Origin of the sequence: Eubacterium pyruvativorans, from assembly GCF_900102225.1 — a bacterium.
GTDB lineage: Bacteria > Bacillota > Clostridia > Peptostreptococcales > Anaerovoracaceae > Aminicella > Aminicella pyruvativorans.
Map to the genome: position 1 here is coordinate 17,570 of NZ_FNBF01000003.1, position 23,522 is coordinate 41,091.

At 55.1% G+C, this 23,522-nt stretch carries 24 protein-coding genes; 4 read left to right on the forward strand and 20 right to left on the reverse strand.

The features are described 5' to 3' along the window. Positions 1 to 44 precede the first annotated feature (44 nt). Positions 45 to 1,631 carry a phosphoenolpyruvate carboxykinase (ATP) gene (gene pckA, locus BLQ24_RS01720; protein WP_090162030.1) on the forward strand — a complete coding sequence of 529 codons (1,587 nt, stop codon included), beginning with the start codon at positions 45 to 47 and terminating at the stop codon, positions 1,629 to 1,631. Between the two features lie 21 nt (positions 1,632 to 1,652). Next, positions 1,653 to 2,024, forward strand: a complete 372-nt coding sequence (locus BLQ24_RS01725) for a TIGR03905 family TSCPD domain-containing protein (RefSeq protein ID WP_090162032.1) — start codon at positions 1,653 to 1,655, stop codon at positions 2,022 to 2,024. Positions 2,025 to 2,178: 154 nt separating this feature from the next. On the opposite strand, the gene BLQ24_RS01730 is transcribed toward BLQ24_RS01725, so the two are convergent. The 12 genes from BLQ24_RS01730 to BLQ24_RS01785 all read right to left on the reverse strand — a co-directional run bounded on the left by BLQ24_RS01730 (position 2,179) and on the right by BLQ24_RS01785 (position 13,800). Further along, entirely contained in the window at positions 2,179 to 3,324 is a 1,146-nt protein-coding gene (locus BLQ24_RS01730) for an aldo/keto reductase (RefSeq protein ID WP_090162034.1), read from the reverse strand. Next, a complete protein-coding gene (locus tag BLQ24_RS01735) occupies positions 3,321 to 4,253 on the reverse strand; it encodes a YitT family protein (protein ID WP_090162036.1) in 933 nt (310 codons plus the stop codon). Before BLQ24_RS01735 ends, BLQ24_RS01730 begins: the two co-directional genes overlap by 4 nt. Before the next feature lie 172 nt (positions 4,254 to 4,425). After that, positions 4,426 to 5,310 carry a hypothetical protein gene (locus BLQ24_RS01740; protein ID WP_090162038.1) on the reverse strand — a complete coding sequence of 295 codons (885 nt, stop codon included), beginning with the start codon at positions 5,308 to 5,310 and terminating at the stop codon, positions 4,426 to 4,428. Then, positions 5,310 to 6,023, reverse strand: a complete 714-nt coding sequence (locus BLQ24_RS01745; protein ID WP_090162040.1) for a YcxB family protein — start codon at positions 6,021 to 6,023, stop codon at positions 5,310 to 5,312. Before BLQ24_RS01745 ends, BLQ24_RS01740 begins: the two co-directional genes overlap by 1 nt. 150 nt (positions 6,024 to 6,173) lie before the next feature. Next, positions 6,174 to 6,443, reverse strand: coding sequence for a hypothetical protein (locus tag BLQ24_RS01750; RefSeq protein ID WP_143004221.1), 270 nt, complete (start codon positions 6,441 to 6,443; stop codon positions 6,174 to 6,176). 125 nt (positions 6,444 to 6,568) lie between these two features. Next, positions 6,569 to 7,486, reverse strand: a complete 918-nt coding sequence (locus BLQ24_RS01755; protein ID WP_163426976.1) for a LysR family transcriptional regulator — start codon at positions 7,484 to 7,486, stop codon at positions 6,569 to 6,571. Positions 7,487 to 7,721: 235 nt separating this feature from the next. Continuing rightward, positions 7,722 to 9,023, reverse strand: coding sequence for a homoserine dehydrogenase (locus tag BLQ24_RS01760; protein WP_090162045.1), 1,302 nt, complete (start codon positions 9,021 to 9,023; stop codon positions 7,722 to 7,724). A 144-nt stretch (positions 9,024 to 9,167) separates the two neighbouring features. Continuing rightward, entirely contained in the window at positions 9,168 to 9,398 is a 231-nt protein-coding gene (locus tag BLQ24_RS01765; RefSeq protein WP_090162047.1) for a PF20097 family protein, read from the reverse strand. Positions 9,399 to 9,489: 91 nt separating this feature from the next. Continuing rightward, complete coding sequence (locus tag BLQ24_RS01770; RefSeq protein ID WP_090162049.1) at positions 9,490 to 9,942, reverse strand: DUF485 domain-containing protein; 453 nt, start codon at positions 9,940 to 9,942, stop codon at positions 9,490 to 9,492. A 145-nt stretch (positions 9,943 to 10,087) separates the two neighbouring features. After that, positions 10,088 to 11,104: a M23 family metallopeptidase gene (locus BLQ24_RS01775; protein WP_090162051.1), complete on the reverse strand. Its 1,017-nt coding sequence runs from the start codon at positions 11,102 to 11,104 to the stop codon at positions 10,088 to 10,090. A 215-nt stretch (positions 11,105 to 11,319) separates the two neighbouring features. Further along, the gene (locus tag BLQ24_RS01780; RefSeq protein WP_090162053.1) at positions 11,320 to 13,131 is read right to left on the reverse strand and encodes an AMP-dependent synthetase/ligase; all 1,812 of its coding nucleotides are present in this window, start codon (positions 13,129 to 13,131) and stop codon (positions 11,320 to 11,322) included. A 6-nt stretch (positions 13,132 to 13,137) separates the two neighbouring features. Then, entirely contained in the window at positions 13,138 to 13,800 is a 663-nt protein-coding gene (locus BLQ24_RS01785) for a hypothetical protein (RefSeq protein ID WP_090162055.1), read from the reverse strand. A 264-nt stretch (positions 13,801 to 14,064) separates the two neighbouring features. On the opposite strand from BLQ24_RS01785, the gene BLQ24_RS01790 reads away from it, so the two are divergent. Together BLQ24_RS01790 and BLQ24_RS01795 are read left to right on the forward strand one after the other, a co-directional pair. Next, the gene (locus BLQ24_RS01790; RefSeq protein ID WP_173327496.1) at positions 14,065 to 15,048 is read left to right on the forward strand and encodes an aldo/keto reductase; all 984 of its coding nucleotides are present in this window, start codon (positions 14,065 to 14,067) and stop codon (positions 15,046 to 15,048) included. A gap of 15 nt (positions 15,049 to 15,063) precedes the next feature. Further along, positions 15,064 to 15,648 carry a manganese efflux pump MntP gene (locus tag BLQ24_RS01795; RefSeq protein WP_090162059.1) on the forward strand — a complete coding sequence of 195 codons (585 nt, stop codon included), beginning with the start codon at positions 15,064 to 15,066 and terminating at the stop codon, positions 15,646 to 15,648. 5 nt (positions 15,649 to 15,653) lie between these two features. Here BLQ24_RS01795 and thiE read toward each other — a convergent pair whose 3' ends face one another. The 8 genes from thiE to BLQ24_RS01835 form a co-directional block, all read right to left on the reverse strand. Continuing rightward, positions 15,654 to 16,325, reverse strand: a complete 672-nt coding sequence (thiE, locus tag BLQ24_RS01800) for a thiamine phosphate synthase (protein WP_090162062.1) — start codon at positions 16,323 to 16,325, stop codon at positions 15,654 to 15,656. 60 nt (positions 16,326 to 16,385) lie between these two features. Beyond that, positions 16,386 to 17,822, reverse strand: a complete 1,437-nt coding sequence (locus BLQ24_RS01805) for an alanine/glycine:cation symporter family protein (RefSeq protein ID WP_173327498.1) — start codon at positions 17,820 to 17,822, stop codon at positions 16,386 to 16,388. Positions 17,823 to 18,484: 662 nt separating this feature from the next. Then, a complete protein-coding gene (locus BLQ24_RS01810) occupies positions 18,485 to 18,883 on the reverse strand; it encodes a thioesterase family protein (RefSeq protein ID WP_090162064.1) in 399 nt (132 codons plus the stop codon). Further along, entirely contained in the window at positions 18,883 to 19,473 is a 591-nt protein-coding gene (locus BLQ24_RS01815; RefSeq protein WP_090162066.1) for a TetR/AcrR family transcriptional regulator, read from the reverse strand. The genes BLQ24_RS01810 and BLQ24_RS01815 overlap by 1 nt, the downstream gene beginning before the upstream one ends. Before the next feature lie 105 nt (positions 19,474 to 19,578). Next, the gene (locus tag BLQ24_RS01820) at positions 19,579 to 20,400 is read right to left on the reverse strand and encodes a tRNA threonylcarbamoyladenosine dehydratase (RefSeq protein ID WP_090162068.1); all 822 of its coding nucleotides are present in this window, start codon (positions 20,398 to 20,400) and stop codon (positions 19,579 to 19,581) included. Positions 20,401 to 20,451: 51 nt separating this feature from the next. Further along, the gene (locus BLQ24_RS01825) at positions 20,452 to 21,642 is read right to left on the reverse strand and encodes an aldo/keto reductase (protein WP_090162070.1); all 1,191 of its coding nucleotides are present in this window, start codon (positions 21,640 to 21,642) and stop codon (positions 20,452 to 20,454) included. Beyond that, positions 21,642 to 22,679, reverse strand: a complete 1,038-nt coding sequence (locus BLQ24_RS01830; RefSeq protein WP_090162072.1) for an MBL fold metallo-hydrolase — start codon at positions 22,677 to 22,679, stop codon at positions 21,642 to 21,644. The genes BLQ24_RS01825 and BLQ24_RS01830 overlap by 1 nt, the downstream gene beginning before the upstream one ends. Further along, positions 22,676 to 23,509, reverse strand: coding sequence for a carbon-nitrogen hydrolase family protein (locus BLQ24_RS01835; RefSeq protein ID WP_090162074.1), 834 nt, complete (start codon positions 23,507 to 23,509; stop codon positions 22,676 to 22,678). Before BLQ24_RS01835 ends, BLQ24_RS01830 begins: the two co-directional genes overlap by 4 nt. Between the last annotated feature and the right edge of the window lie 13 nt (positions 23,510 to 23,522).

A 23,522-nucleotide genomic window follows, 5' to 3' on the forward strand; every position in this document is an offset into this window, starting at 1 on the left:
TTGTGTGGTGTAAAGAAACAGAAAAAACATTGAAGGAGGCAACCATGGAAACTTACGGATTGGATCAGCTCGGCCTGAAACCGGCTGCAGTATATCGCAACCTCTCCCCTGCCATTCTGACCGAGAAGGCGCTGGAGCGGAAGGAAGGTATTCTGACAGACACCGGTGCCCTGGCAGTGAAGACAGGCGCATACACCGGCCGATCTCCGAAGGATAAGTTCATCGTGGATTCTGAAGGGGTTCACGATCTGATCGACTGGGGCAAGGTCAACGTGCCGACCACCCGGGAAACGTTCCGTGCGATCAAGGCAGAAATGATTCAGTACCTGGAAGGAAAGGACATCTTCCTGTTCGACGGATTTGCGGGTGCGGATCCGAAGTATACACGGAAATTCCGGGTGATCTGTGAGCTGGCATCCCAGGCGCTGTTCATCAACAATCTGCTCATCCGTCCGACGAAAGAAGAACTGGCATCCTACGGCGCAGCCGATTTCACCATGCTGGTGGCTCCGGGCTTCAAGTGCGATCCGAAGAAGTTCGGCATTCACTCCGAGGCGGCGATCATGATTGATTACGAAGCCCACGAGGTCATCATCGCAGGTTCCCAGTATTCCGGAGAAATCAAGAAGTCCGTCTTCTCTGTCATGAACTTCGTTCTGCCGGTGGAAGACAACATTCTGCCGATGCACTGCTCCGCCAACATGGACCCGGAGACGAAGGACACTGCCGTTTTCTTCGGCCTCTCCGGCACGGGAAAGACCACCCTGTCCGCTGATCCGAACCGGAAACTGATCGGTGACGACGAGCACGGCTGGTCGGATGACGGCATCTTCAATTTTGAGGGCGGCTGCTACGCAAAGTGCATCGACCTGAAGGAAGAGAACGAACCGGAAATTTTCCACGCCATCCGCTTCGGATCGGTTACGGAGAACGTAATCTACGATCCGGAAACCCGGAAACCGGATTACACGGACAAGTCCCTGACAGAAAACACCCGGGTCGGCTATCCGATCGAATATATCTCCAATGCGCAGATCCCGGGTTACGGCGGCATTCCGAAGGTGGTCATCTTCCTGACGGCGGACTCTTTCGGCGTTCTGCCTCCGATCTCCCGTCTGACCAGAAATGCGGCAATGTACCACTTCGTCACCGGTTTCACCGCCAAGGTTGCCGGAACGGAACGGGGAATTACCGAACCGGTTCCGACCTTCTCCACCCTGTTCGGGCAGCCGTTCATGCCGCTGAATGCTGCGAAATACGCCCAAATGCTGGGAGACCGGCTGGACAAGTACGGTACCCAGGTTTATCTGGTTAATACCGGCTGGTCCGGCGGCCCGTACGGCGTCGGCAGCCGGATGAAGCTGAAATACACCAGAGCCATGGTCTCTGCAGCGCTGAACGGCACACTGAAAGACGTGGAATTCGTTCACGATGACCGCTTCAACGTGGAAATCCCGACATCCTGCCCGGATGTGCCGTCTGACATCCTGAGTCCGCGGAATACATGGGCGGACAAGGACGCATATGACGCCCAGGCGAAGAAGCTGGCAGGGATGTTCGTGAAAAACTTCGCTGAGAAGTACCCGGATATGCCGGAAGAAATCGTGGATGCCGGTCCGAAGGCTGAATAAGAAACCGGGAGAAGACGAAGAATGACAGAACAGAAGAAGGTCAGACCGATTTCAGACCTGGATCAGCTGAATGTAACCAATTATTATTACGAAACCAGTCCCATGGTGTGCAGTAATGCCATGCTGTTCGACATAAGCAGCGGCCGTCTGACGAATCTGCGCGTCCAGAGCGGCTGCAACGGCAATCTTCAGGGAATCAGCCGACTCTCCGAAGGTATGCGGGTGGACGAGGTCATCACCCGCCTGGCGGGCATTTCCTGCGCCGGCCGCCCGGACTCCTGTCCGAACCAGCTTTCGGTGGCGCTCAGACAATGTCTGGAAGAACACGGATATGCCGTTCCGGATGTTCCGGCGCCCCAGGATATCCTGTCGGATCTGCGGGACACAATCTGAACCGGCGGCGATCGGCAGCGTAAACGAGAGGATCCCGCACCCGGTGCTTAACGCACGGGTGCGGGATCCTCTTTCAATTTCTTCAGTCTGTATATTGGGCGGCATGTGCGGATAGCGATACGCCGGAAACCAGAAAGACCGAGGCAGCGAAAGATTACGCTTCCTCTTCTTCCATTTCCTTCGCCACCTCGCGCATCCATTCCGAGATGCGGATGTGCTGCGGACATACTTTCTCACAGGAGTGGCAGCGGATGCAGTCGGAGGCCTTTCCGTATCCCTGGGCCAGATAGTTTTCGTAGTACTCTGTCTCCGGCGAGAACATATCCCAGGTGGCAATCTTCTTCGTATTGAACAAGTTGAAGTAATTCGGGATCAGAATGTTCTTCGGGCAATGGCTCGCCTCAACACAGTACCGGCATCCGGTGCACGGAATCGCCACCGTCGCCCGGATCATCTCCGCAGCCTTCCGGAGCAGATCCAGTTCCGCCTGCCCCAGTGGTTCGAAATGCTCCATAAATGCGGTATTATCTTCCACCTGCTCCAGAGTGCTCATGCCGGACAGAACAACCATGACATTCTCCAGGCTGGCAGCGAAACGAATCGCCCAGGATGACGGACTCCAGTCCGGATGCATCTCTGTCATCAGATCCTTCACGGCCTGCGGCGGATCCGCCAGTGTACCGCCCTTCACTGGCTCCATGACCACCACCGGCTTTCCGTGTCTGACGCAGACTTCGTAACACTTACGTGCCTGCACCCCTTCACTCTCCCAGTCCAGATAATTGATCTGCAGCTGGACGAATTCAAAGTACGGATTCTCCTCCAGAACCCGGTCCAGAAATTCCGGTGTATCGTGACAGGAGAAGCCCAGACAGCGGATCTCGCCGCTCTCCTTCTTCTTTCGGACGAAGTCAATGGCGCCGAACTTCTTCGCCTTCTCGTAATTCACATTGTTCATGTCATGCATCAGGTAGTAATCGAAGTAGTCCACATGGAGCTTCGCCTTCTGCTTCTCGAAAATTTCCGCAGGCTCCGCCTCGGAACGAAGCATCATATCCGGCATCTTCGAGGCGATGGTAAACTTCTCCCGGGGATAACGGTCGCTCACCGCCTTTCCCACCGCAGATTCACTGGCGAAGTTGTGATACATCCAGGCCGTGTCACAGTATGTGAATCCCTTCTCCAGAAACAGATCCACCATCTGCTCCACCCGCGCCATATCAATACTGGTCTTGTCATTCTCATCCAGAACCGGGAGACGCATGAACCCGAATCCGAGCTTCTTCTCTGGTTTCCTCATTTCGATTCCTTTCTGTTTTCTGTTTTCCCACCATAAAGCAGCGGTTCATCGGCAGCGGTTCGTCCCAGGGTGAATCCCCTGCCCGAAACCGAATGAACATCACTCACCACCACGAAAGCAGTCCGGTCGATGCTCTGAATCTGCTTTCGAATCGGTTCAATCTTCCCGTAGGGTACGATCGCCATAATGACCTTCAGATCGTGCCGCTTATACCCGGACTCTGCGTTCAGGAACGTCATGCCCACATCCTGCTGAACCAGGAGGGCCATACGGATATCTTCATATTTCTCTGAAAGAATGATCATCTGAGATTCCGAACGTCCGTATGTCAGCACCTTGTTTACCAGCAAATCGCCCAGCAGGATCACTATGATGCCGTAGACGGTCTTCATGACGGACTGGCTCATGACCGCCTGAATGATAATGACCGTGCAGTCACAGATGTACATAACCAGAGAGACCGGGACCTTGAAATACTTATAACAAATCACACCCAGAATGTCGAATCCGCCGCCGGATCCGCCGCCCCGCAGAACGAGTCCGCTTCCCACGCCCAGTATCACTGCGCCGATCACTGCGCTGAGCAGCGGATCCTTCCCCATCACATCAAACAGGTGAATATGCTGATAAAACTCCAGCATCAGCGGATAAAGCAGCGTCAGGATGAACGTCTTCATAATGAATTTCCGTCCCACCAGGATCCATCCCAGGATGAACAGGATCACATTCAATATCAGCACGATCACCGATAATTTAACCGGCAGTACACTCTCCAGAATGACGGACAGTCCGGTGACACCCCCTGCCGCAAAATGCTGCGGGATCACGAAAAATCCCATACAGGCTGCGCTGAGCGCACCGCCCACCACGATTTCCAGATACGGAAGCAGCGTTCCCAGCACGCCTGCCTTCTCTTGCGATTCTGTCATAATAACCCCCAATTGTTTCTTGTATACAAACGCCTCATGTATAACATGTTGTTTCGAACAAATTTATCTGACAAAACCAAGGATAAATTGGTTCGACTAAACAATTATACCAAACCAATCGGGGAATACAAGGGAAAATCTGCCGGTCTTCCTGCTTCACCGCACGGATTCCCTACGCCTGCCGGCGGATCTCCTGCTGCAGTTTCCGGCTTCCGGCCAGACTCCGAGCCTTCTCCAGCAGATTGCCCCGGCTGTTCCGGAGCTTATGGAAGAGACATTCATCCACCAGCAGTTCCCGGACGGCCCGGATTTCCTCTTCCCGTCCGATCCCGGCTTCGTCCCGCAGTTCCTCATCGGTCACTTCCAGATCACCCGCTTCAAACGGCACACCGGCCCTGAGCAGTGCATCCACCGCCTTCCGGCTGTCTCCCCGGCGGTATTCATTCATATGGGTCACTTCCCACACGGCCTGCGCCAGGTCATCCATATAGTAGTAGTCCGCAACCGAAGAGGAGCGGATGAACTGCTTCAGTTTCTTCTCATTCCGGATATGAATGAAATCGATGTAGTGATCCAGCGCCCAGGAAATCATATTCACTGCATCATCCGTCATATTACATGCCTCCAGCGTCTCCCGGATATGTGCCGGATCGAAGGGAAAGAGGAACACATTCAGCCGGAATCCGAGGTTGCGGTCCTTCAGTTCGTTGAAATTATCGATGATGGCGTAATATGTTTTCTTGTCCATCACCTTTCGGATCGGCATCAGACGGGGAAGGCAGAATCCCACGAATCCTTTCTTCTGCATATAGCGCAGGACATCGGAAGGGTTCCACTGGTCCAGCACCATCAGGATCTGGTCCATCCGCTCCTCTTCCGTCACTTCTCCCCACCGGTCTTCATTCTCATACCAGACCGTGAGCAGTTTCTCGTCCACCTGTCCGGTGTCTATGATCGAACGGATCATGACATGAAGCATATTCGCCGGAGGCAGTGTACGAAAATATTCACTGTCAGCGGTCGCCCGCCGGATGTTCTTCTCTGTCATTTTCTCCATCAGGAATCGCTCCTTCCTGCTCCGGATTTCTCCGCCCCGGACGGATCATCCTTCCCACTGCCTGCATCCTTTCCTTCCATCTGCCTCCGGATGTCCATGATGGCATCCAGCATTTCCGACGAACAGTTCTTCTTCACGATAATCAGTCCCTGATACCGGTCCTTCATCACATAGAAATTCGTCTCCGTCTCGATAATCCGGTAGATATCATTGTACTGAAACCGGGTGTCCCCCATGCTGGACTGCTGAGAGAAGTGATCTTCATACATACAGATGTGGGCCACCGGCTCCTGTTCCTGCTCGTCGAACTTCTTCCGCAGAACCCGGCGCTGCACATACTCCAGAAGCAGGGGCAGGACGACAGCGAGGCCCACCAGAATGCTGATCGTCCGGGCATCTCCGTATCCCCTGAGCTTCATCACCGAGACGAAAATGATGACCAGCGCCACCATGCCGCCCCGCTTCAGCCACACATGACTGATCCGGTTCTCCAGCATTGTGTAGTACCGGAGATATTCTTCGTAACTGTACACCGTGTCTGTTTCGAACAGTGGACTGCCCTCTTCTCTGCGCCGTTCCCGTTCCGTCTTCCGGGAAGACGGCTCATCCTGTTCGTAGCTCTCATACTCCCATGCATCGTCCGGCAGCATCTCACTGTCTCCCGGTGCATCCTCCTGCAGACTTTCCTGCATTCTGTTCTTCTCTTCCGTCATGATCGTGATCCGTTCCTTTCATTGCAGATTCTCATATCCCATTCATTCCGGACCGGTACATGAACCGGCCGAAACGACTCATGACCATTCTATCACAATGAAGGGAAAAAATCTTCACCCGCAGGACCATCTGCCGCTTTCACCGGCAGGTCATATCTTATATAATTCCCACCGGGCATCCTTCAGCAGGTATTTCAGTACGTACCGACGCTCCTGCCCCCGGATGCGGCTCTGACACTCATACCGGAATGCGTCTGTTCCGGCCGTCTTCCGCTCCTCCACCGAAAACACGTGTTCCACCGTTACTTCCACTGTCCGGTGATGTTCGTCCAGAAAGCGGAAACGAAACGGACAGGGTCTGTCGTTTACATTGAATACCGCAATCATATTCACCGGTTTCGCCACGACTTTCAATGTCAAGCCCCCCTTTCTGCTGATATTATACCGTCCTTTTCCGCACGATGCAAACATATGTTCTTCTTTTCGCAAAAAAACAGGGGGACGAAAGGAACTTGCATTCCTCCCATCTCCCTGTCGGGGTGGCGCTATTCGTAGTATATTCCTTCCCGCTTGGCGTAGTCTTTCGTAAATTCAATCAGTTCCTCTGCGATCCGCGGCAGCCGTCTCCCGGACTTCATCAGGTATCCGACACGGAAATACACCGGTTCTTCAAACGGACGATAGATCAGGCTGTCATCCGTCAGAGAAGAGGTTTCACATCCCGGATCCGCATTGACGCAGCTGACGAAGTTGGCCATCTTCACCATGTTGAACATGCAGATAATCTGCTCATGGAAAGAGACGATATTCGGGATAATGCCATGCCGGTCGAATTCCGCATCCATCACCTGCCGGATGAACGCCGTGTCATTCAGCATGGCCATGGGAACGCCCCGGAGCATATCAAATGAAATCTTGTCATACTTCGCCAGCGGATGATCCGGAGACATAATCAGACGGATCTCCACTTTCGTAATCGGAATCACCTGGTACTTCGTGCTGTCGATCTTCTCCGGCAGTGCATTATATACCAGATCCATCATCTCCGTGTCCAGCAGCTTCATCTGCACCTTCTGGGAGCCCTCCCGGATATAGACCGAGGCCTTCGGCCATTTCGACAGAAAGGTCTGGTAGATCTGAGGCAGAAGCTGGGTCGCCAGCGTCGGTGAAACACCCAGGTGCAGCTTATTATTTCCCGCCTCCGAATAAGCCTGCATGGCGTTCTCCGCATCCTGTACGCCGTTCAGGATGCGGTCCACATAGAACATGAACTTCTCACCCTCTATGGTGAAATCCACCCGTTTCGGACTTCGATTCACCAGCTTCACATCGAGTTCCTTCTCCAGCGCAGTCACCGCAGCGGAAATCGCAGGCTGGGAGACGAAACAAACCTCACTGGCTCTGGTGAAATTCTTATATCGATATACGGCCTGAAGGTATCGGAGCTGTTTCAACTCAAGCATTGCAGTTCTCCTTCCCATAAACACAACTTATATATTCCTATTGTACCACTTATCATTAGAACAATCAAAATAAATATGCTAAATCCCGACCGATTTCCGGCTGTATTTTTGTCATTCCAGGACAAAAATGGAAATGCCGTCTCCCGGCGCTGCCGAAAGGGACAAAACAAAACGGCAGCCTCACGAAGCGGTATTCCGCTTCACAAAGCTGCCGTCTGTCATAAAACGTTCGGAATTACTGCCCGATCCGCTCCACACGGAGAACATTCTCGATGGATTTCACATAACTGCTTTCCCGGATCTCCCGGATCGCCTCATCCAGCACGGTCTTCTCCACATCATAGGTGATGAAGATAATCGGCATGGATTCCCGGCTGCTGGACGGATTCGCCCGCTGGGTCATGGTTTCAATGCTGATGCGGTGGGCACCCAGGGTGGTGGCGATACTGCCCAGAACCCCCGGACGGTCGATCACGTTCATGCGGACGTAATACTGGTTCGCCCCCTCGCCGTCGAAGACAGCCCCGGCATCATAGCGCAGGTGCGGCTGAAGATCATAGGCTCCGCCCTTCTCGATCTTCCGGGCGATGCTGATCACATCCCCCATGACTGCGCTGCCGGTAGGAAGCGGGCCGGCGCCTTTTCCGTAGAACATCAGACTGTCCACGGCGCTGCCGGTGACATAGACTGCGTTGAATTCATTGTTGACACTGGCCAGCGGATGCTCCTGGGAGACCAGAGACGGCTCGACGTTGCAGGTCACGTGACCGTTCACGTTCTTCGCAGAGGCCAGAAGTTTCACCTTGTAGCCGAATTCCTTCGCGAATTCGATATCCACCTTGTCCACAGTGGTGATGCCCTTCGTCGGGATCTCCTCCGGACTGACGCCCACGCCAAACAGCAGGGAGATCAGAATGGACAGCTTATTCGCGGCATCCAGCCCCTCCACATCTGCCGTCGGGTCCGCTTCTGCGAAGCCCATCCGCTGGGCCTCCTTCAATACATCTTCATAGGAGGCGCCATTTTCGGCCATCTGTGTCAGGATGTAATTCGTAGTGCCGTTCAGGATGCCCAGCACCTCTGTGAATTCGTTGGAAACGAGGGCTGTGGTGATGGCGTTCAGAATCGGAATGCCGCCGCCCACACTGGCTTCGAAACGAAGAAGCACCTGGTTCTCCTGGGCCAGCTGCTGAAGCATCCGGCCATTCGCTGCGACTGCGGCCTTGTTCGCCGTCACCACATGCTTTCCGGCCCGGAGCGCATCCGCCATATAGGTCGTGGCAGGCTCGATGCCGCCGATCAGTTCAATCATGATATCGATATCCGGATCATCGATGATATCGTAGGCGTCGGTGACATATTTCTCCCGGGGAATGTCAATTCCTCTGTCCCGGTCCGGATGACGATTGAGGATTTTCACAATTTCGATGGAAAGTCCGGTGGTGTCTTCGATCTTCTTCCGGCCCATTTCCAGTGTCCGGTATGTTCCCTTCCCGATATTTCCGATGCCGAGCATGCCGACCTTGATTTTCCTCATTTCATTCCTCCCATCTATGTTATTCATACAAATCATAGTAAATACATTTGTTATTCTACCATAACATTCCCGGCCTCACAATAACGAAAAACCCGGCGCATCCGCACCGGGTCTGATTTTCTGTTCCGTTTTCTGATGCTCTGATCATCTGACCAGCGGCGCCACTGTGAAAACCTTGTGGCAGTTGCTGCAGCACCACGCACTCTCCATGGTTCCGACCAGATATTCTCCCTTCTTCTTCAGGCGGCTCTTCGGCTCCACTTCCGTTCCGTCCGGCACATCCAGTTTGAAGAATCCGCCGGAATTCGCTCCGGTTACATCGAGGCCCTTGAAACGGCCCTTCTTCATTTCCTCACCGCATAACGGACATTTCATAATATCTGCACCTCCCTGCTCTGTTCTGTTTTCCAATGACGACCGCAGCCGGAACACTCCGGCCCGCAAGGATATTATATCATGATTTTGGTTAGAAACCCATGAGTTTATCGATGATAGACTGCTTGTAATTCTCTCCCTGGGCCACTCTGTCCCAGATCTTCACATAGGCTGCCATATTCGTCGGCTTCACGCCGTTCTGCTCCAGCTGTTTCATGAACATCTTCTTCGGAATACCCATCTCCTGGTATTTGGCAAAAAGTTCCTTCTGCTTCCCGTTCATGTAACGCATGTAGATCACCAGGTAGACGAACCCGCCCAGGATCACGATCAGGCCGGCCCACCAGCCCAGGAACTTGATGCCCAGAACGAAGAGAACGACGACGATGACCGCCGCAGTGATATTAATAGCCAGCGTCTTCTTCCGGGACGGCATTTCCGGCATCTGCATGCGCGGATCGTTCTTCGCAATGTTCTGCTGGAACGCCTTCGTCGGTCTCCGGTAGAGCTGCTGGTTTCTTGGCATACGCTGTTTCTTCGACATTTATCATAACCTCCCTGTAGCCATATCTCTATGCCGGAACACGATTCCGGCTTTGCATCCATACCTTACAAGGATACCATACTTCCGGCCCCTCCCGCAATGAAAAAAAGCATATTCCCGGCTGCCGGGAATATGCGGAATTGCATTACAGCTCCGGTAAATACGGAAGCGGATCCACCAGCGTCCGGCCGCTGAACAGCCCGAAATGCAGGTGCGGACAGGTGGCAGTTCCGGTCTGGCCGCTCTTCCCGATCACCGTCCCCTGGGTGACCTTCTGTCCCTTCTTCACGCCGATAAGGCTCAGGTGCGCATACAGCGTGGACGTTCCGCCGTCGTGACGAATGACGACGCAGTATCCGTATCCGCCGCTCCAGCCGGCGGAAGTGACCACACCATCCTTCGCCGCAGCGATCGGCGTACCCATCCTGCAGTTGATATCGATTCCCTGGTGATAATGGGATCCGGCGCCGGTACGATAACCGAAGCGGGAGAGGATCCGGCCCGATACCGGCCAGATATATTCCTCGGAGCGGGTCTTCATATTCGCGGAGGCGGATGCGGTCACCCCGCCGTCCTCCGCAGCGGCAGTCACAGTCACCGTGTATTTCGTTGCCGGCTTCAGTCCGGTGAGTTTCACACTTGTCTTCCTGGAGGACTGCTCCGCCGCCAGTTCACCTTTCGAATCCACCGCCGTAACGGAATACCCCGTGCTGCCGGTGACAGAATTCCACTTCACAGACAGTGTGCTGCCGGTGGCAGCGGATTTCTTCACATAGCCGGTGGAAATATACCCGGACTCGGTCTCCTCTCCGTAGACTCTCCGGCCGTTCTTCACGGTATACGCCCGGACAGAGAACTTATACTTTCTGTTTAACGGTAATTCATTATAGTTAACTTCATGGCCGTCTTCTACTGTGATTTTCTCCTGCTCCGACGTCTGCTTCTGCGTCGCCGTAACCTCGTAGCCGTCGGCCTGCTTCGCCGGTTTCCAGGCAACACCGATCGCTTCGAACGAGATCCGGTCCGTCTCCACCGGGGAAACGTTCATCCCCTGCGCCGAAGACTCTGCGAAAGCCGGAGATGCCGAGACCAGCAGCACCGCAAATGTCAGGGCCGCCGCAGTGACCAGTGCGGATACGGCCCATTTCATAATGGAACCCATAGAACTAAATAACTCCCCTCCGCCCTGCACCACCGGGGCGATTGCACAAATCTTTTATTTCCTCACGATTTCTGAATCAGGAATTAAATTATCTTAATATTTATTATGATTCTATCACTTCGCCTCCAGGGAGTCAACAATAATTGAGGTAAGTGAACAGGCCTGCCGGCGATGCCGGCAGGCCTGTTTTCTTCATTTACCGGTTCCTTCCCGGTCTATTCCACATCCATATTATCCATCCTGCGGATTTTCCGTGTCGTTGTACGGACGAAATCCTCCCGGCGGACGATCACCTTCCGGATCCGCTTGTATACCGCCAGGCCCTGATTCAGGCTGCTGATCTGTTCTTCCATGAACCGATCCAGTTCTTCCTCCGACGGTTCATGGCCCAGCGCCTCCGCCACTGCTTCCTTCACCGGCAGCAGCTGAACACCCACAATTTCCTCTCCGTTTTCCTTATACGGGAAAACCATAGACTCGTCGATGTACGGGCTCTCGTTGATATAATCCTCAATCTCCTCCGGGTAAACATTCTCACCGGTTTTCGTGACAATGACATTCTTCTTCCGGCCGGTCAGATACAGCCAGCCCTGCGGATCCTGAAATCCCAGATCTCCGGTGTGCATCCATCCGTCCGGTTCCATGACCGCCGCCGTTTCCTCCGGCATATTGTAGTATCCCAGCATGACATTCGGTCCCCGGTACAGAATTTCACCGATTCCGCTTTCGTCCTGATCTACGATTTTCACTTCGCCGGTTTCCACCGGAACACCTACAGAACCGGCCTTGCGGTACCTTTCCCGTTTTGCACTCATAGGTGTCCCCGCAATCAGCGGCGTGCACTCCGTCATGCCGTACCCCTGCAGAACAGTAATGCCCCAGTCCTCGAACATCCGGAGCACATTCGGCGACAGGGCGGCAGCACCGGTGATGACGAGCCGGAGTTTTCCGCCCAGTCCGTTCAGAACCTGACGGAAAATCCGGCGGCTGAGATCGATGCCCACGGACTTCAGCCCCCGGTTCAGTTTGACGATGCGGGCGAACGCCTTCTCCTTGCCTTTCTTCCGGATACCGTGTTCCACCCGGTGATAAATCATCTCCAGAACCCGCGGCACCACAATCACCACGGTATTCTGTGCTTCCTTCATATTCTGGGAGATGTACTTCATTCCCTCACAGAACGCAGTGCTGGCTCCCCGGTACAGAACCAGCAGCATACCCAGTGTACATTCATAGGTGTGATGGATCGGAAGAATGGATAACGTTTTGTCTGATTCCAGAATGTAGGCGATCCGGCAGACATCCATGATATTCACCGTGATGTTCCGGTGACTCAGCATAACCCCCTTCGGATTCCCGGTGGTTCCAGAGGTAAACAGAATGACCGCCAGACCGTCCGGATCGACAGCCGCATCCCGGAAAGACCGGTCGCCGTTTTCCAGCAGCTTCTCTCCCTCCGCCAGCAGCGCTCTCCAGCTGTACACCGCCGCCCCGCCGTCCGTCCTGCCGGCATTCACTTTCTCTGCCAGGGCATCTGGATGAAGACGGGACACCGGGACTTCCGAAGGATCCAGACGATCACCGTAGAACTCCGTCACAATGACATTTCGGATGCCGTCCAGACCCGCCAGTTTCCCGCAATCCGCCTGATCACAGATGATTGTGCCGCATTCAGCGGTCCTGAGGAGGTTCCCGATCTCCGGTCCGGTCAGTTCCTTATCAATCGGCACCACGACGCCGGTGCCGTTGACCACCGCCAGGTAAGAAGCGATCCATTCATAGGCACCTCTCCCCATAACCGCAATCCGCTGTCCGCTGAGTCCCATTTCCCACAGTTTCGTGCCCAGAGCATCCACGTCATGGGCCAGCAGCGTGTAGGTAATCGCTTCATAGGCGGCACCCCGCTTCTGCTTCACCCAGAACGCAGGATTCTTTCCGTAGAGACGAACGCTGCCTTCCAGCATGTCCTTCAGCGTGGTGATTTCCCGGATATCCTTGTACCAGTAATGTTCAAACCGACTGCTCATTCTCTTCTATTCTCCCTCCCGCTCGATGCCATGGATTCTGGCATATTCATCCTGAATATAATTATGATGGAATTCGCCGATCATGAAATGACAGAGCGCCATGGCCGTGTCCATCACCTTATCCCCTGTGAGATCAAAGTCATAGGACTGTTCTGTATTCCGGAAAGTCTCTCCGTATGCCGCCAGCGCATGGTCCAGCGTGCCGAGGGCTTCATAGGTCTTCCGTTCTTTCCGGCTCAGCCCCTGTCTCCACAGTTTCTCCGCTGTGCGGATCGAAAGCACCAGGCAGATGGCAGCCGTCTGATCCTCCCGCAGCATCTCGCCGTACCGCTCTTCCCGGTAAAATTCCCTGAGCAGCTCGGTATATTCACTCTGCAGGCCGGCATAGCGCTCCAGAATTCCCTCCGCCCGTTCCCGACGGTGTTTCCCGAATACGTACCGTGTATACCACTGCATCCCCGCCATCTCGTAGGTGAATGCGATCCAGCTGAAGTACTCTGTCATGGCAAAAAGATAAATCTCCTTCCGTTCCAGTGAATCCTCACAGGTTTCCGGAAAGTCTTCCGACCGGACGAAATCTCTCACCCCTTCCAGCAGTCTGTGAAAAAAAGGTGCGAAGTCATGCTCCGTCTCCGCCTTTCGTGCTGTCATCTCTCTTTCCTCTGTCATACGCTGATCCTCTCCGGCCCGCAGCCTTCCGGCGATACACGGCCTTCCGGCGATACACGAAAAAAATCCACCGGTATACGGCGATACCGATGGACCTCTGATGCCTGATCTTTCGACTCTACATCCCTGTACCGTCTCAAATTATAGAATATTATTCTGACGGTTTCAACTACCGATTCAAAATAACGATCTGCTCGCAGATATCTGTCGTGATATTTTAACATCCGCCGCCCGACAACGTCAACTTGTGTTATAATGGGGCCCATGGAAAAAAAGCGACTTGGAACAACCGATCTGTACGTCACCCCTGTGGGTATGGGAACCCTGACCATGGGCTTCTCCCAGAAGAACCTCCCGGAGGAAGATGGAGCGGCCGTCATCGTCCATGCGGCGGCCCGGGGCATCAATTTCTTCGACACGGCCCAGTACTACGACACCTACCGCTACCTGGCCCCGGCGCTCCGGGAAATCCGCCGCCGGGGCATCCCGGAGCCTGTGATTTCATCCAAGACACTGGCGGAGGACTACGAGGGCACCAGAGATGCAGTGGAGGAATGTCTCCAGTCCCTGGACCGCTCCGCCGTTGACATCTTCCTGCTCCACGAAGTACGGGGGATGGATGATTTCCGGCGGCGTGAAGGCGCCTGGAAAGCCCTCCTGGATATGAAAGCGGAAGGGCTGATCCGGGCGGCGGGAATCTCAACCCATCACGTTGACGCCTGCCGGGGCATGGCCGAAGCAGCGGGCTGCGATGTCGTCTTCCCGCTGATCAACCTGACCGGCCTGGGCATCCGGACCCTGGATCCGGACGGCAGTGACCGGCCGGCGTCCCGGGAAGAAATGGAGGAGGCCATCCGTATCTGCCATGCCTGGGGCCGGGGCATTTTCACCATGAAGGCCTTCGGCGGCGGAAATCTCATCGAAGATTATGTCCGCTGTCTGGACTATGCCTCCGGCATACCGGGGAATCAGTCCGTTATGATCGGCATGGCGGATACAGCCCAGGTGGACACAGCACTCCGCTACTTCCAGGGAGAACTGGACCGGACCTACGTTCCGGATATCACCGGAAAACGTCTGATGGTGGATCAGTCCGACTGCGAAGGCTGCGGCACCTGCAAGGCCCGGTGCGTGAGCCACGCCATTCACTGGAATGAAAACGGACTGGCGGAAATCGATCAGAAGAAATGTGTTCACTGCGGCTACTGTGCGCCGGTCTGCCCGGTGCGGGCGATCATTTTCCTGTAAAACTGCGAGGTAATCATGTACATATTTATCCTGAACAGCGCCCTGCTGGGCATCGGCCTGGCCATGGACGCTTTCTCTGTCTCCCTGGCCAACGGACTGAACGAGCCAGGAATGAGGAAACGCCGCATGGCGGCCATCGCCGGTGTATACGCCTGGTTTCAGTTCATGATGCCCATGGCCGGCTGGTTCTGTGTCCGCCGCCTGGTGGCCTATTTCCGGATCTTCGAACACTGGATTCCCTGGATCGCACTGATCCTGCTGCTCTATATCGGCGGCAAAATGTTATGGACCGGCGTTCGTCACCGGGCCGGGGCCGAGGCGGAAGCCGAAGCCGCCGGAGGTCTCGGCGCCCTCACCCTTCTGATGCAGGGAATCGCCACCTCTATTGACGCCCTTTCCGTGGGATTCACCATCTCGAAATACGACGGCAGTACGGCATTTTCGGCTTCCGTGATCATCGCAGCCGTCACCTTCGCTGTCTGCATGGCAGGACTGTACCTGGGTAAGAAGATCGGCACTCGGCTTTCCGACAAAGCCTCCATGCTGGGCGGAATCATTCTGATCGCCATAGGGCTGGAAATTTTCATCCGGGGGATCTGATCCCGTCAGCCTTCGATGATCTTCCGGGTCTCCTCCTTCAGCGCTTCTGACGCCTCCCGGATATGTTCCTGGGCGAAAATGGCAGAAATGACGGAGATGCCGCAGATCCCGCTTCCCGCCAGTTCCCGCACGTTGTCCCTGGTGATTCCGCCGATGGCCACCACCGGAATTTTCACCGCAGCGCAGATTGCCCGGAGCGTCTCGAAATCCACCGACTCCGCATCCTTTTTCGATCCTGTAGGGAATACGGCGCCGACACCCAGATAATCGGCTCCTCTCTTTTCTGCCAGCAGCGCTTCTTCCACAGTGTGAGCCGAAACACCCAGAATCCGGTCTTCCCCGATGGCCTCACGGACTGCTCCCGCTTCCATATCACTCTGCCCTACATGAACGCCGTCAGCACCGGCGGCAAGGGCGATCTCCACATTGTCATCAATCACAAACGGAACCTGATACTTCCGGCAGAGTGCACCGATTTCCTTTGCCTCCGCCAGGAAATCATCGTACGCCATGGCCATGTCATCCTTCTCCCGGAGCTGGACGAAGGTCACGCCGCCTTTCAGTGCTTCCTCCACATCATCATACAGCCTTCTCCCGTTCAGCCAGTGCCGGTCAGTCACCGCATAGAGCAGCAGCGGATTCTCGACTCCTGTCTGATTCAGAATTGCCTTGTCCATCGTTATTACCTCCCGTAAACGTCAGAAAAGCGCAGTCCGATCCGGACTGCGCAGAAAATATTAATCTTCCCCGTTCCAGAAATCGGTATGATCTTTCAAACCGATGCTCGCCGCCAGGAAATGCGGGTTCTTGCCTTCCTTCTTCTGTCTCTGATAGTCGTTCAGACACTTTACAGATGTTCCTCCCAGAATCAGGATGGTCGGCATATTCGTTACAACCATGAGGCCCTGCATCATATCCGCCGTATCCCACACCAAGCCGGCACTGGCAACAGAACCAATGAAGACCAGTACCGTGGCGATCAGCCGGAACACCAGCAGTCCGCCGGCACTCATATCCCGGTTCAGGATGAAGTGAAGGCAGCCTTCACAGTATGAATAGTTGCCGATCAGCGTTGTAAATGCAAACAATGACATGGAGATCGCAATAAAAACCGGTCCGAAGGCTCCCAGCGTGGATGCGATGGAGGACTGTACATAGCCCGCCGCATCGGCCGTTCCGTCCGCTGCCAGGAACTTCGCCGCAGAAACATTCGTGCTCATGCACATGAAGGCTGTGGCGGTACAGATCAGCAGGGTATCAATAAAGACCGAAAGCATCTGGACCAGCCCCTGCTTCACCGGATGGGATACGTCGGCTGTGGCAGCCGCATTCGGAGCGGAACCCATACCGGCTTCGTTGGAATACAGACCTCTCTTCAGACCGAACATAAGGCAGGATCCGGTGAATCCGCCGAAAATCGCCTTGAAATCGAAGGCGTTGCGGAAAATAGACCCGAACATATGCGGGATATTTCCATAATTCATGAAAATCACGATCAGAGAAACCAGTACATAGGAAATACCCATGACCGGCACCAGGACCTTCGTCACATTCGTCAGCCGCTTCGCACCGCCGATAATGATCAGACCGAACAGCAGTGCCAGAACCACCCCGATGATCTTCGGCGTATTCTTGCCGTAGAACGAAAATACGGCGAACGTGGACTGCAGGTTGTAAGCCGCCAGCATGTTATATCCCACTGCATAAGTGCAGATGATCAGAACAGAAAACACCACGCCCAGCCATCTGGCGTGCAGCCCGTCCCGCATGTAATAAGCCGGGCCGCCGTAGCTGCTGCCGTCCTTGTTTCTGCGCTTATAGACCTGCGCCAGTGTGGACTCGATGAACGCACTGGACCCGCCGATAAAAGCAGTGACCCACATCCAGAAAATAGCCCCCGGGCCACCGCTGATCACCGCCGTCGCCACACCGATAATATTTCCGGTACCGACACGGGACGCTGTGGAAACCATCAGCGCACCGAAGGATGAAATGCCGTTTTCCGTCTTCGGCTTCTCCGCCACCACCCGGATGGTCTCTGCAAACATCCGGGCCTGCATCAGCCGGGTACGGATCGTGAAATAAAGCCCGCCGGCAATCAGAATCAGCGGCACCAGCCACGGCTGATACAGAAAACCGCTGATCGCCAGAATCACACTGTGAATTCCATTCATAATAATAAACTCCCTCTCGTTTTCGATGCGCAGGCAAAAGCATGCCGCATCTCTGAATAACATCAACCGCTTTATTCTACCATTCCGATAAAGTAATTGTCTACATACACTGAATTATTTATGGAAATATTAAAAAAAAACCGGCTGCTGCCCGAACAATGGGACCGGGGCGGCGGATTTGCTCAAGCGGGCGTATTTGGGCAGCGGGGAATGAACGGGATGGCTGCCCGTAGGTGCGGTCTGGACGAAATGCACAATTTCCCACTTGATAAACTCAAATTATCATCCGTCTTTCCGAATAAAAATTCAACCCCATCGGAATGACCGCCTCCACTTATCCATCGTGCGGATTATGACTGCAGGCATCTGTATATTATTCAACGTTATTGCATTATTATTCATCCTCCCGATAATGATCCTTGATTATTCAATTCAGTCCCCAACCGGCCGGGTGCGAAAACGGGATTTTTTGGCTTTCCGCACCCCTCACTGACACGCCTCCCCGCATCATTAACCAGAAACCGAAAAAAAGTGCGAAATCCGAAAAAAATCGAATTTCGCACCCGCCATGTATCCCGGCACCGTGTTACGGCACTGGCAGTATCCGGCACTAAGAGCCGGCGCATCCGTTCGACTGCACCCCCCCGGCCGTATCCGTCCGATTATTCGTCCCGGCCTGCCGTCCGCTTGGCTTCTGCCTTTCCCAGGAATTTTTCATTATCGATGATGAACCGCTCGTGGGTTCCCCGGCCGATGATCCCGGCTTCATCATATGCCTTCACGTCGAAGACCAGCTTCCGCCGGTCCACTTCCACCAGCTCCGATTCCACCCGGACTTTCATTCCCACCGGTGTGGCGGACAGATGGTCCACATTCATTTTCGTTCCCACCGTCCCCTGTCCTTCTTCCAGATACGGCTCCACGCTGGTGCTGGCTGCCTTCTCCATCTGTGCGATCATCTCCGGCGTGGCATAGACCGGAAGCAGCCCGCTTCCCACCCGATCTGCCGTCATTTCCTCAGTCACAGTCAGTTCAATTTCATTTTTAATTCCCGTTTCCATCAGAATCTTCCTTTCTGAAACCCGTCTAATAGTTCCTCCACCAGCGGACGAGCAGCCTCCGTCAGAGAATAACGTTCCCGCTTCAGGAGCCAGTTATAGATGGCGCCCCGCTCCAGATCGGCGAACAGCGCAATCAGTTCTTCCGCGGTCCGGTTCGTGCGGAACTCTCCGCTGGCAAGTCCCCGCTCGATCTGTTCCCGCACGAATTGAAAATACATCCGGTTCCGGTCCTGCAGACACTGATAGTGATCCGTCCGGATCTGTTCCGCAAACAACGATGCCATCAGGTTCGCCGGTACCTCCTCTTCAATCAGCCGGAACAGATACTGATTCGACCCCAGAAGAGCTTCCGAAGCGCTCATGTCCGGTGTCATCTCTGCCTGATATTCTTCATACGCATCGTCGAAAAGAACCGACAGCGTATTCAGCAGATCCGCCTTCCCGTCGAAATAGTGATAAAACGTGCCTTTCGAAACGCGGGACTCCTTCAAAATGTCCTCCACCGTGGTATTCTCATATCCGTTCTTCTGAAAAAGCCGCCACGCAGCATGTGAAAGTTTTGCTTTTTTTGATAATCTTCTGCGTCCCATGGGTATCCCTGCAATCTTGTCTGAAACTTAATTGAAACATCACATTGTAGATAATATCACAATCCAGAACGCAGTTCAAACTCGATTTTGTCCACAGACACAGAATTATGCCGGGTCCGCCTCCCCCTCGTGGAGGGTGTCAATGGTCGCCTGGATCCGGTCCTGCGGCAGGGGCTCTTCCATCAGGTCCCGCACCACTTCCGAGGCGATGATCAGCCCGACGACGCTGGGCACAAAAGCCGTGCTGCCCGGAGAAAGCCGAAGGCTTCCGGTTTCCCTGGCCTGCTCGGTCAGGTCCCCGCCCCGGCCCTGCTCCGTCAGATAGGCAGCTGTCAGTGGTTTTGCCGGCATCTCCTGGGAATAGACCACCTTCAGATGCTTCACGCCCCGTTTCCGGAGCTGCTGGCGCATCACCTTTGCCAGCGGGTCCACAGAGGTCCTGCTGATGTCCGCCACCTGGAACCGGGTGGGATCCAGCTTGTTCCCCGCCCCCATGGCGCTGATGATCGGGGTGCCTGCCGCCTTGCAGCGCATGACCAGTTCCAGCTTCGCCTGCACCGTATCCACGGCATCGATGACATAGTCATACTGGGTGAAATCGAAACGATCCGCCGTTTCCGGCAAAAAGAAACACTGATATTTCCGGACCGCACAGTCCGGATTGATGGACCGGATGCGTTCCTCCGCCACATCCACCTTCGCTCTTCCGATGGTGTCATGGGTGGCGATGATCTGGCGGTTCAGATTCGTCAGGGATACGGTGTCGTTGTCAATCAGGTCTATGGCGCCGATCCCGCTTCGGACCAGCGCTTCCATGGCGAATCCCCCCACGCCTCCAACACCGAACAGGGCCACCCGGGCGCCCTGAAAGCGCCGGATATTCTTCTCTCCGGCCACCAACTCCGTTCTCGTAAACTGATTCAGCATATTACTCTCCGAAATAACCTTTCATTATAGTATGTTTTCCGGACCATTATATCATGACTCCGGCTTTCTGAGCAGGATTTTTCGCACAACGCCGATGCCGATCCGGTACGGCAGCGGCCGCAGCGCCCGGTCCGCCTTCCGGAGCAGATCCCGGATGGGCAGTACCTGGGGACAGAGCTTCTCACACCTGCCGCAGCGGACGCAGCGGGATCCGAATCCCGGCTCCGCCGCCAGACCGATGGTCTGGGCATATTCATGCCGCCCTTCTTTCCGGCTCTCTGTGTACATGTGATTGTAACAGCGGAAAACCCCGGGGATGTCCACCCCCGAAGGACATGGCATGCAGTACCGGCATCCGGTGCACCCCACCTTCACATAAGCCCGGATCTCTTCCTTCAGTTTTTCGATAAATGCCTGATCCGATTCCGTGAAAAGCCCCGCCTCCGCTTCTGATGCCAGGCGGCAGTTCTCTTCCACCATCTCCACTGAATTCATGCCCGAAAGCACACAGGTGACCCCGGGCTGATCCCACAGCCAGAGCAGACCCCAGGCGGCGGCGCTTCTGCCGGAGGGGTGATTCCGTACCATTTCCCTGGCCTTCTCCGGCATCAGATTCACCAGTTTTCCGCCCCGGAGCGGTTCCATGATGATGACGGGAATACCCTTTGCCGCCGCCGCTTCCAGCCCTGCCCGGCCCGCCTGGGTGTGTTCGTCCAGGTAGTTGTACTGGATCTGACAAAAATCCCAGTCGTAGGCGTTCAAAATCCGGAGAAACATGTCCGTATTCCCGTGGAACGAAAACCCGATGTGGCGGATCTCGCCGGACTGCTTCTTCTCCTGAATCCATTCCTCGATACCGAAACGCCGGAGATTCTCCCACTGAGAATAGTCCGTCATCATGTGCATGAGATAATAATCGATGTGATCCGTCCGGAGCCGCTTCAGTTCCTCCCGGAAATCCTTCTCGATGGCGGCGCTGCTGCGGATCAGATACTGGGGCAGCTTGGTGGCGATATTCACCCGGTCCCGGATCCCCGTCTGTTCCAGAATGAGACCCAGTGCCTCTTCATTGCCCGGATAGACGTAGGCGGTATCGAAATAATTAACGCCCCGCTCTACGGCGCTCAGAATCTCCCGCCTGGCCTTGGCCAGGTCAATGGTCCCTCCGGTTTTCGTGAAACGCATACAGCCGTATCCCAGAACCGACAGCTTCTCTCCATCCCGGTTATATCGGTACTTCATCAGTTTTCGTTCTCTCCTTTCCTCAGGCGGTACAGCACCTTTCCATCCCGGCTCTCTTCTTTGACCCGCCCCGTATCCTCCAGATAGCGCACCAGACAGAAGACATTCCGCTGAAAAATCCGGATTTTCAGTTCCTGCTTCGTGCGGAGCTCCAGGGCACGCCACAGTGTATTCTGAATTTCTTCCAGCGTCAGCTCCCTCCCCCGGCGGGCCAGAACATCGTATAACTCCTCCGCCCGCCGGTGACGGTCACGGATGTTTTCCCGGGAGAGACGCAGGATCTCCGGACCCTGCACACACCCCCGGTGGGCCAGAATAACGGCAGGATAATTTCCCGCCGGAATACCCGCCTTCGTTTCCAGATCCACTGTCCAGCTGCGGGCCGTGGGCAGCTTCGCATGGGCCAGGAAATCCCGTTCCAGCATCGCATCGGCGGCGTAAAGCACCCCGTCGGGGGTGACATATCCCACCTGGTCCATGGTGTGGCCCGGCAAAGGGATCACCCGGAAGTCCGCTCCCCCGGCCCGGATAACGCTTCCGTTTTCTGCAGAGCCGGCACATTCATCAATCCCGGTGCATCCATCGTTTCCGTCAAACACACGGTCCGGCCGGATCTTCATGAATCCCAGATGTTCCCGGACCCATACCGGATTCATCTGCCAGTACGTCATAGCGATAATTTCCGGTTCCTCCAGCACCCCGGCAGTCTTCCTGCTCATAATGAGTTCGGTGCCGTATTTTTCCCGGAGCGCCAGATGATTTCCCACATGATCCGGATGATAGTGGGAGGTCAGTACCGCCAGAGGCTTCAGCCCGTTGGCATCCAGCATCTCCATCAGAGGCTCTGTGGACTTTCCATAGTACCCGGAATCCAGAAGAACCGCCTGTCCCGGTCCGGTGAGAACAACCGGCACAGACACATCCCCCTCCAGGTACCAGGTATTTCCCTTCACATGCCGCAGGGTGCCGGTTACGTTGCTGCACGAAAATTCTTCCACTGTCAGTCTCCTGTCTTTTTCCTGTCCCTCGTACTTCATTCCACAACGCCTTCTCCGGTTTTTATGCAGTACAGGTCCCTGCGGCGGGCAGAAAGAATCGGGAGCTGTCTGCGGATCTGATCTGCCATAGACAGATCGATGTCATGAATCATATACCCTTCCTGTTCTTCCATCTGGCCGACCACCCTGCCCCAGGGATCTGTCAGAATGCTGTGTCCCCAGGAAGTGTACCCGCTATCCGGGTTTCTGGCGTCTGAAGTGCCGATCATGAACACCTGATTGTCCACCGCCCGCATGCGGAAGGAAAGTTCCCAGTGAGCCGGCCCGGTAGTCATATTGAAAGCGCCGGGAACCAGAATCGCCTTCGCCCCGCAGTCCGCCTCGATCCGGGCCGCCTCCGCAAACCGGATGTCGAAGCAGATCAGCACGCCGATCCTGCCGAATTCCGTGTCAAACACCGTGAAATGATCCCCGGGAGTCAGAGTGGCGGATTCCCGGTATCCGTCCCCGTTTTCCAGGTAGATGTCAAACAGGTGGACCTTCCTGTGCTTCGCAATCTGCCGGCCCTCCCGATCGAAAACATAGGCGGTGTTATAGATCCGGCCGGCTTCATCCCGCTCCGGGACACTGCCCGCCGCCAGATACACATGATGGGCGGCGGCCAGGGCGCTGAGGCGCTGCCATGTCCTGCCGCCTTCCGGCTCCGCATAGGCCGGAAATTTCTCCGTCACATAGGGACAGGTGAACATCTCCCCCGCCGTCACCAGGTCCGGCTTCTCGGAAGCAGCCTGCTCCATCATCCTCTCCAGCCCGTCCAGGTTCTTTTCCGTTTCTTCCTGTACACTGAGCTGCAGCTGCGCTATTCTCATCGATCTTCACTCC

Coding starts and splice junctions, on each gene's coding strand:
- pckA (WP_090162030.1), top strand. CDS start 45: ATGGAAACTTACGGATTGGATCAGCTCGGCCTGAAACCGGCTGCAGTA.
- BLQ24_RS01725 (WP_090162032.1), top strand. CDS start 1,653: ATGACAGAACAGAAGAAGGTCAGACCGATTTCAGACCTGGATCAGCTG.
- BLQ24_RS01730 (WP_090162034.1), bottom strand. CDS start 3,324: ATGAGGAAACCAGAGAAGAAGCTCGGATTCGGGTTCATGCGTCTCCCG.
- BLQ24_RS01735 (WP_090162036.1), bottom strand. CDS start 4,253: ATGACAGAATCGCAAGAGAAGGCAGGCGTGCTGGGAACGCTGCTTCCG.
- BLQ24_RS01740 (WP_090162038.1), bottom strand. CDS start 5,310: ATGGAGAAAATGACAGAGAAGAACATCCGGCGGGCGACCGCTGACAGT.
- BLQ24_RS01745 (WP_090162040.1), bottom strand. CDS start 6,023: ATGACGGAAGAGAAGAACAGAATGCAGGAAAGTCTGCAGGAGGATGCA.
- BLQ24_RS01755 (WP_163426976.1), bottom strand. CDS start 7,486: ATGCTTGAGTTGAAACAGCTCCGATACCTTCAGGCCGTATATCGATAT.
- BLQ24_RS01760 (WP_090162045.1), bottom strand. CDS start 9,023: ATGAGGAAAATCAAGGTCGGCATGCTCGGCATCGGAAATATCGGGAAG.
- BLQ24_RS01765 (WP_090162047.1), bottom strand. CDS start 9,398: ATGAAATGTCCGTTATGCGGTGAGGAAATGAAGAAGGGCCGTTTCAAG.
- BLQ24_RS01770 (WP_090162049.1), bottom strand. CDS start 9,942: ATGTCGAAGAAACAGCGTATGCCAAGAAACCAGCAGCTCTACCGGAGA.
- BLQ24_RS01775 (WP_090162051.1), bottom strand. CDS start 11,104: ATGGGTTCCATTATGAAATGGGCCGTATCCGCACTGGTCACTGCGGCG.
- BLQ24_RS01780 (WP_090162053.1), bottom strand. CDS start 13,131: ATGAGCAGTCGGTTTGAACATTACTGGTACAAGGATATCCGGGAAATC.
- BLQ24_RS01785 (WP_090162055.1), bottom strand. CDS start 13,800: ATGACAGAGGAAAGAGAGATGACAGCACGAAAGGCGGAGACGGAGCAT.
- BLQ24_RS01790 (WP_173327496.1), top strand. CDS start 14,065: ATGGAAAAAAAGCGACTTGGAACAACCGATCTGTACGTCACCCCTGTG.
- BLQ24_RS01795 (WP_090162059.1), top strand. CDS start 15,064: ATGTACATATTTATCCTGAACAGCGCCCTGCTGGGCATCGGCCTGGCC.
- thiE (WP_090162062.1), bottom strand. CDS start 16,325: ATGGACAAGGCAATTCTGAATCAGACAGGAGTCGAGAATCCGCTGCTG.
- BLQ24_RS01805 (WP_173327498.1), bottom strand. CDS start 17,822: ATGAATGGAATTCACAGTGTGATTCTGGCGATCAGCGGTTTTCTGTAT.
- BLQ24_RS01810 (WP_090162064.1), bottom strand. CDS start 18,883: ATGGAAACGGGAATTAAAAATGAAATTGAACTGACTGTGACTGAGGAA.
- BLQ24_RS01815 (WP_090162066.1), bottom strand. CDS start 19,473: ATGGGACGCAGAAGATTATCAAAAAAAGCAAAACTTTCACATGCTGCG.
- BLQ24_RS01820 (WP_090162068.1), bottom strand. CDS start 20,400: ATGCTGAATCAGTTTACGAGAACGGAGTTGGTGGCCGGAGAGAAGAAT.
- BLQ24_RS01825 (WP_090162070.1), bottom strand. CDS start 21,642: ATGAAGTACCGATATAACCGGGATGGAGAGAAGCTGTCGGTTCTGGGA.
- BLQ24_RS01830 (WP_090162072.1), bottom strand. CDS start 22,679: ATGAAGTACGAGGGACAGGAAAAAGACAGGAGACTGACAGTGGAAGAA.
- BLQ24_RS01835 (WP_090162074.1), bottom strand. CDS start 23,509: ATGAGAATAGCGCAGCTGCAGCTCAGTGTACAGGAAGAAACGGAAAAG.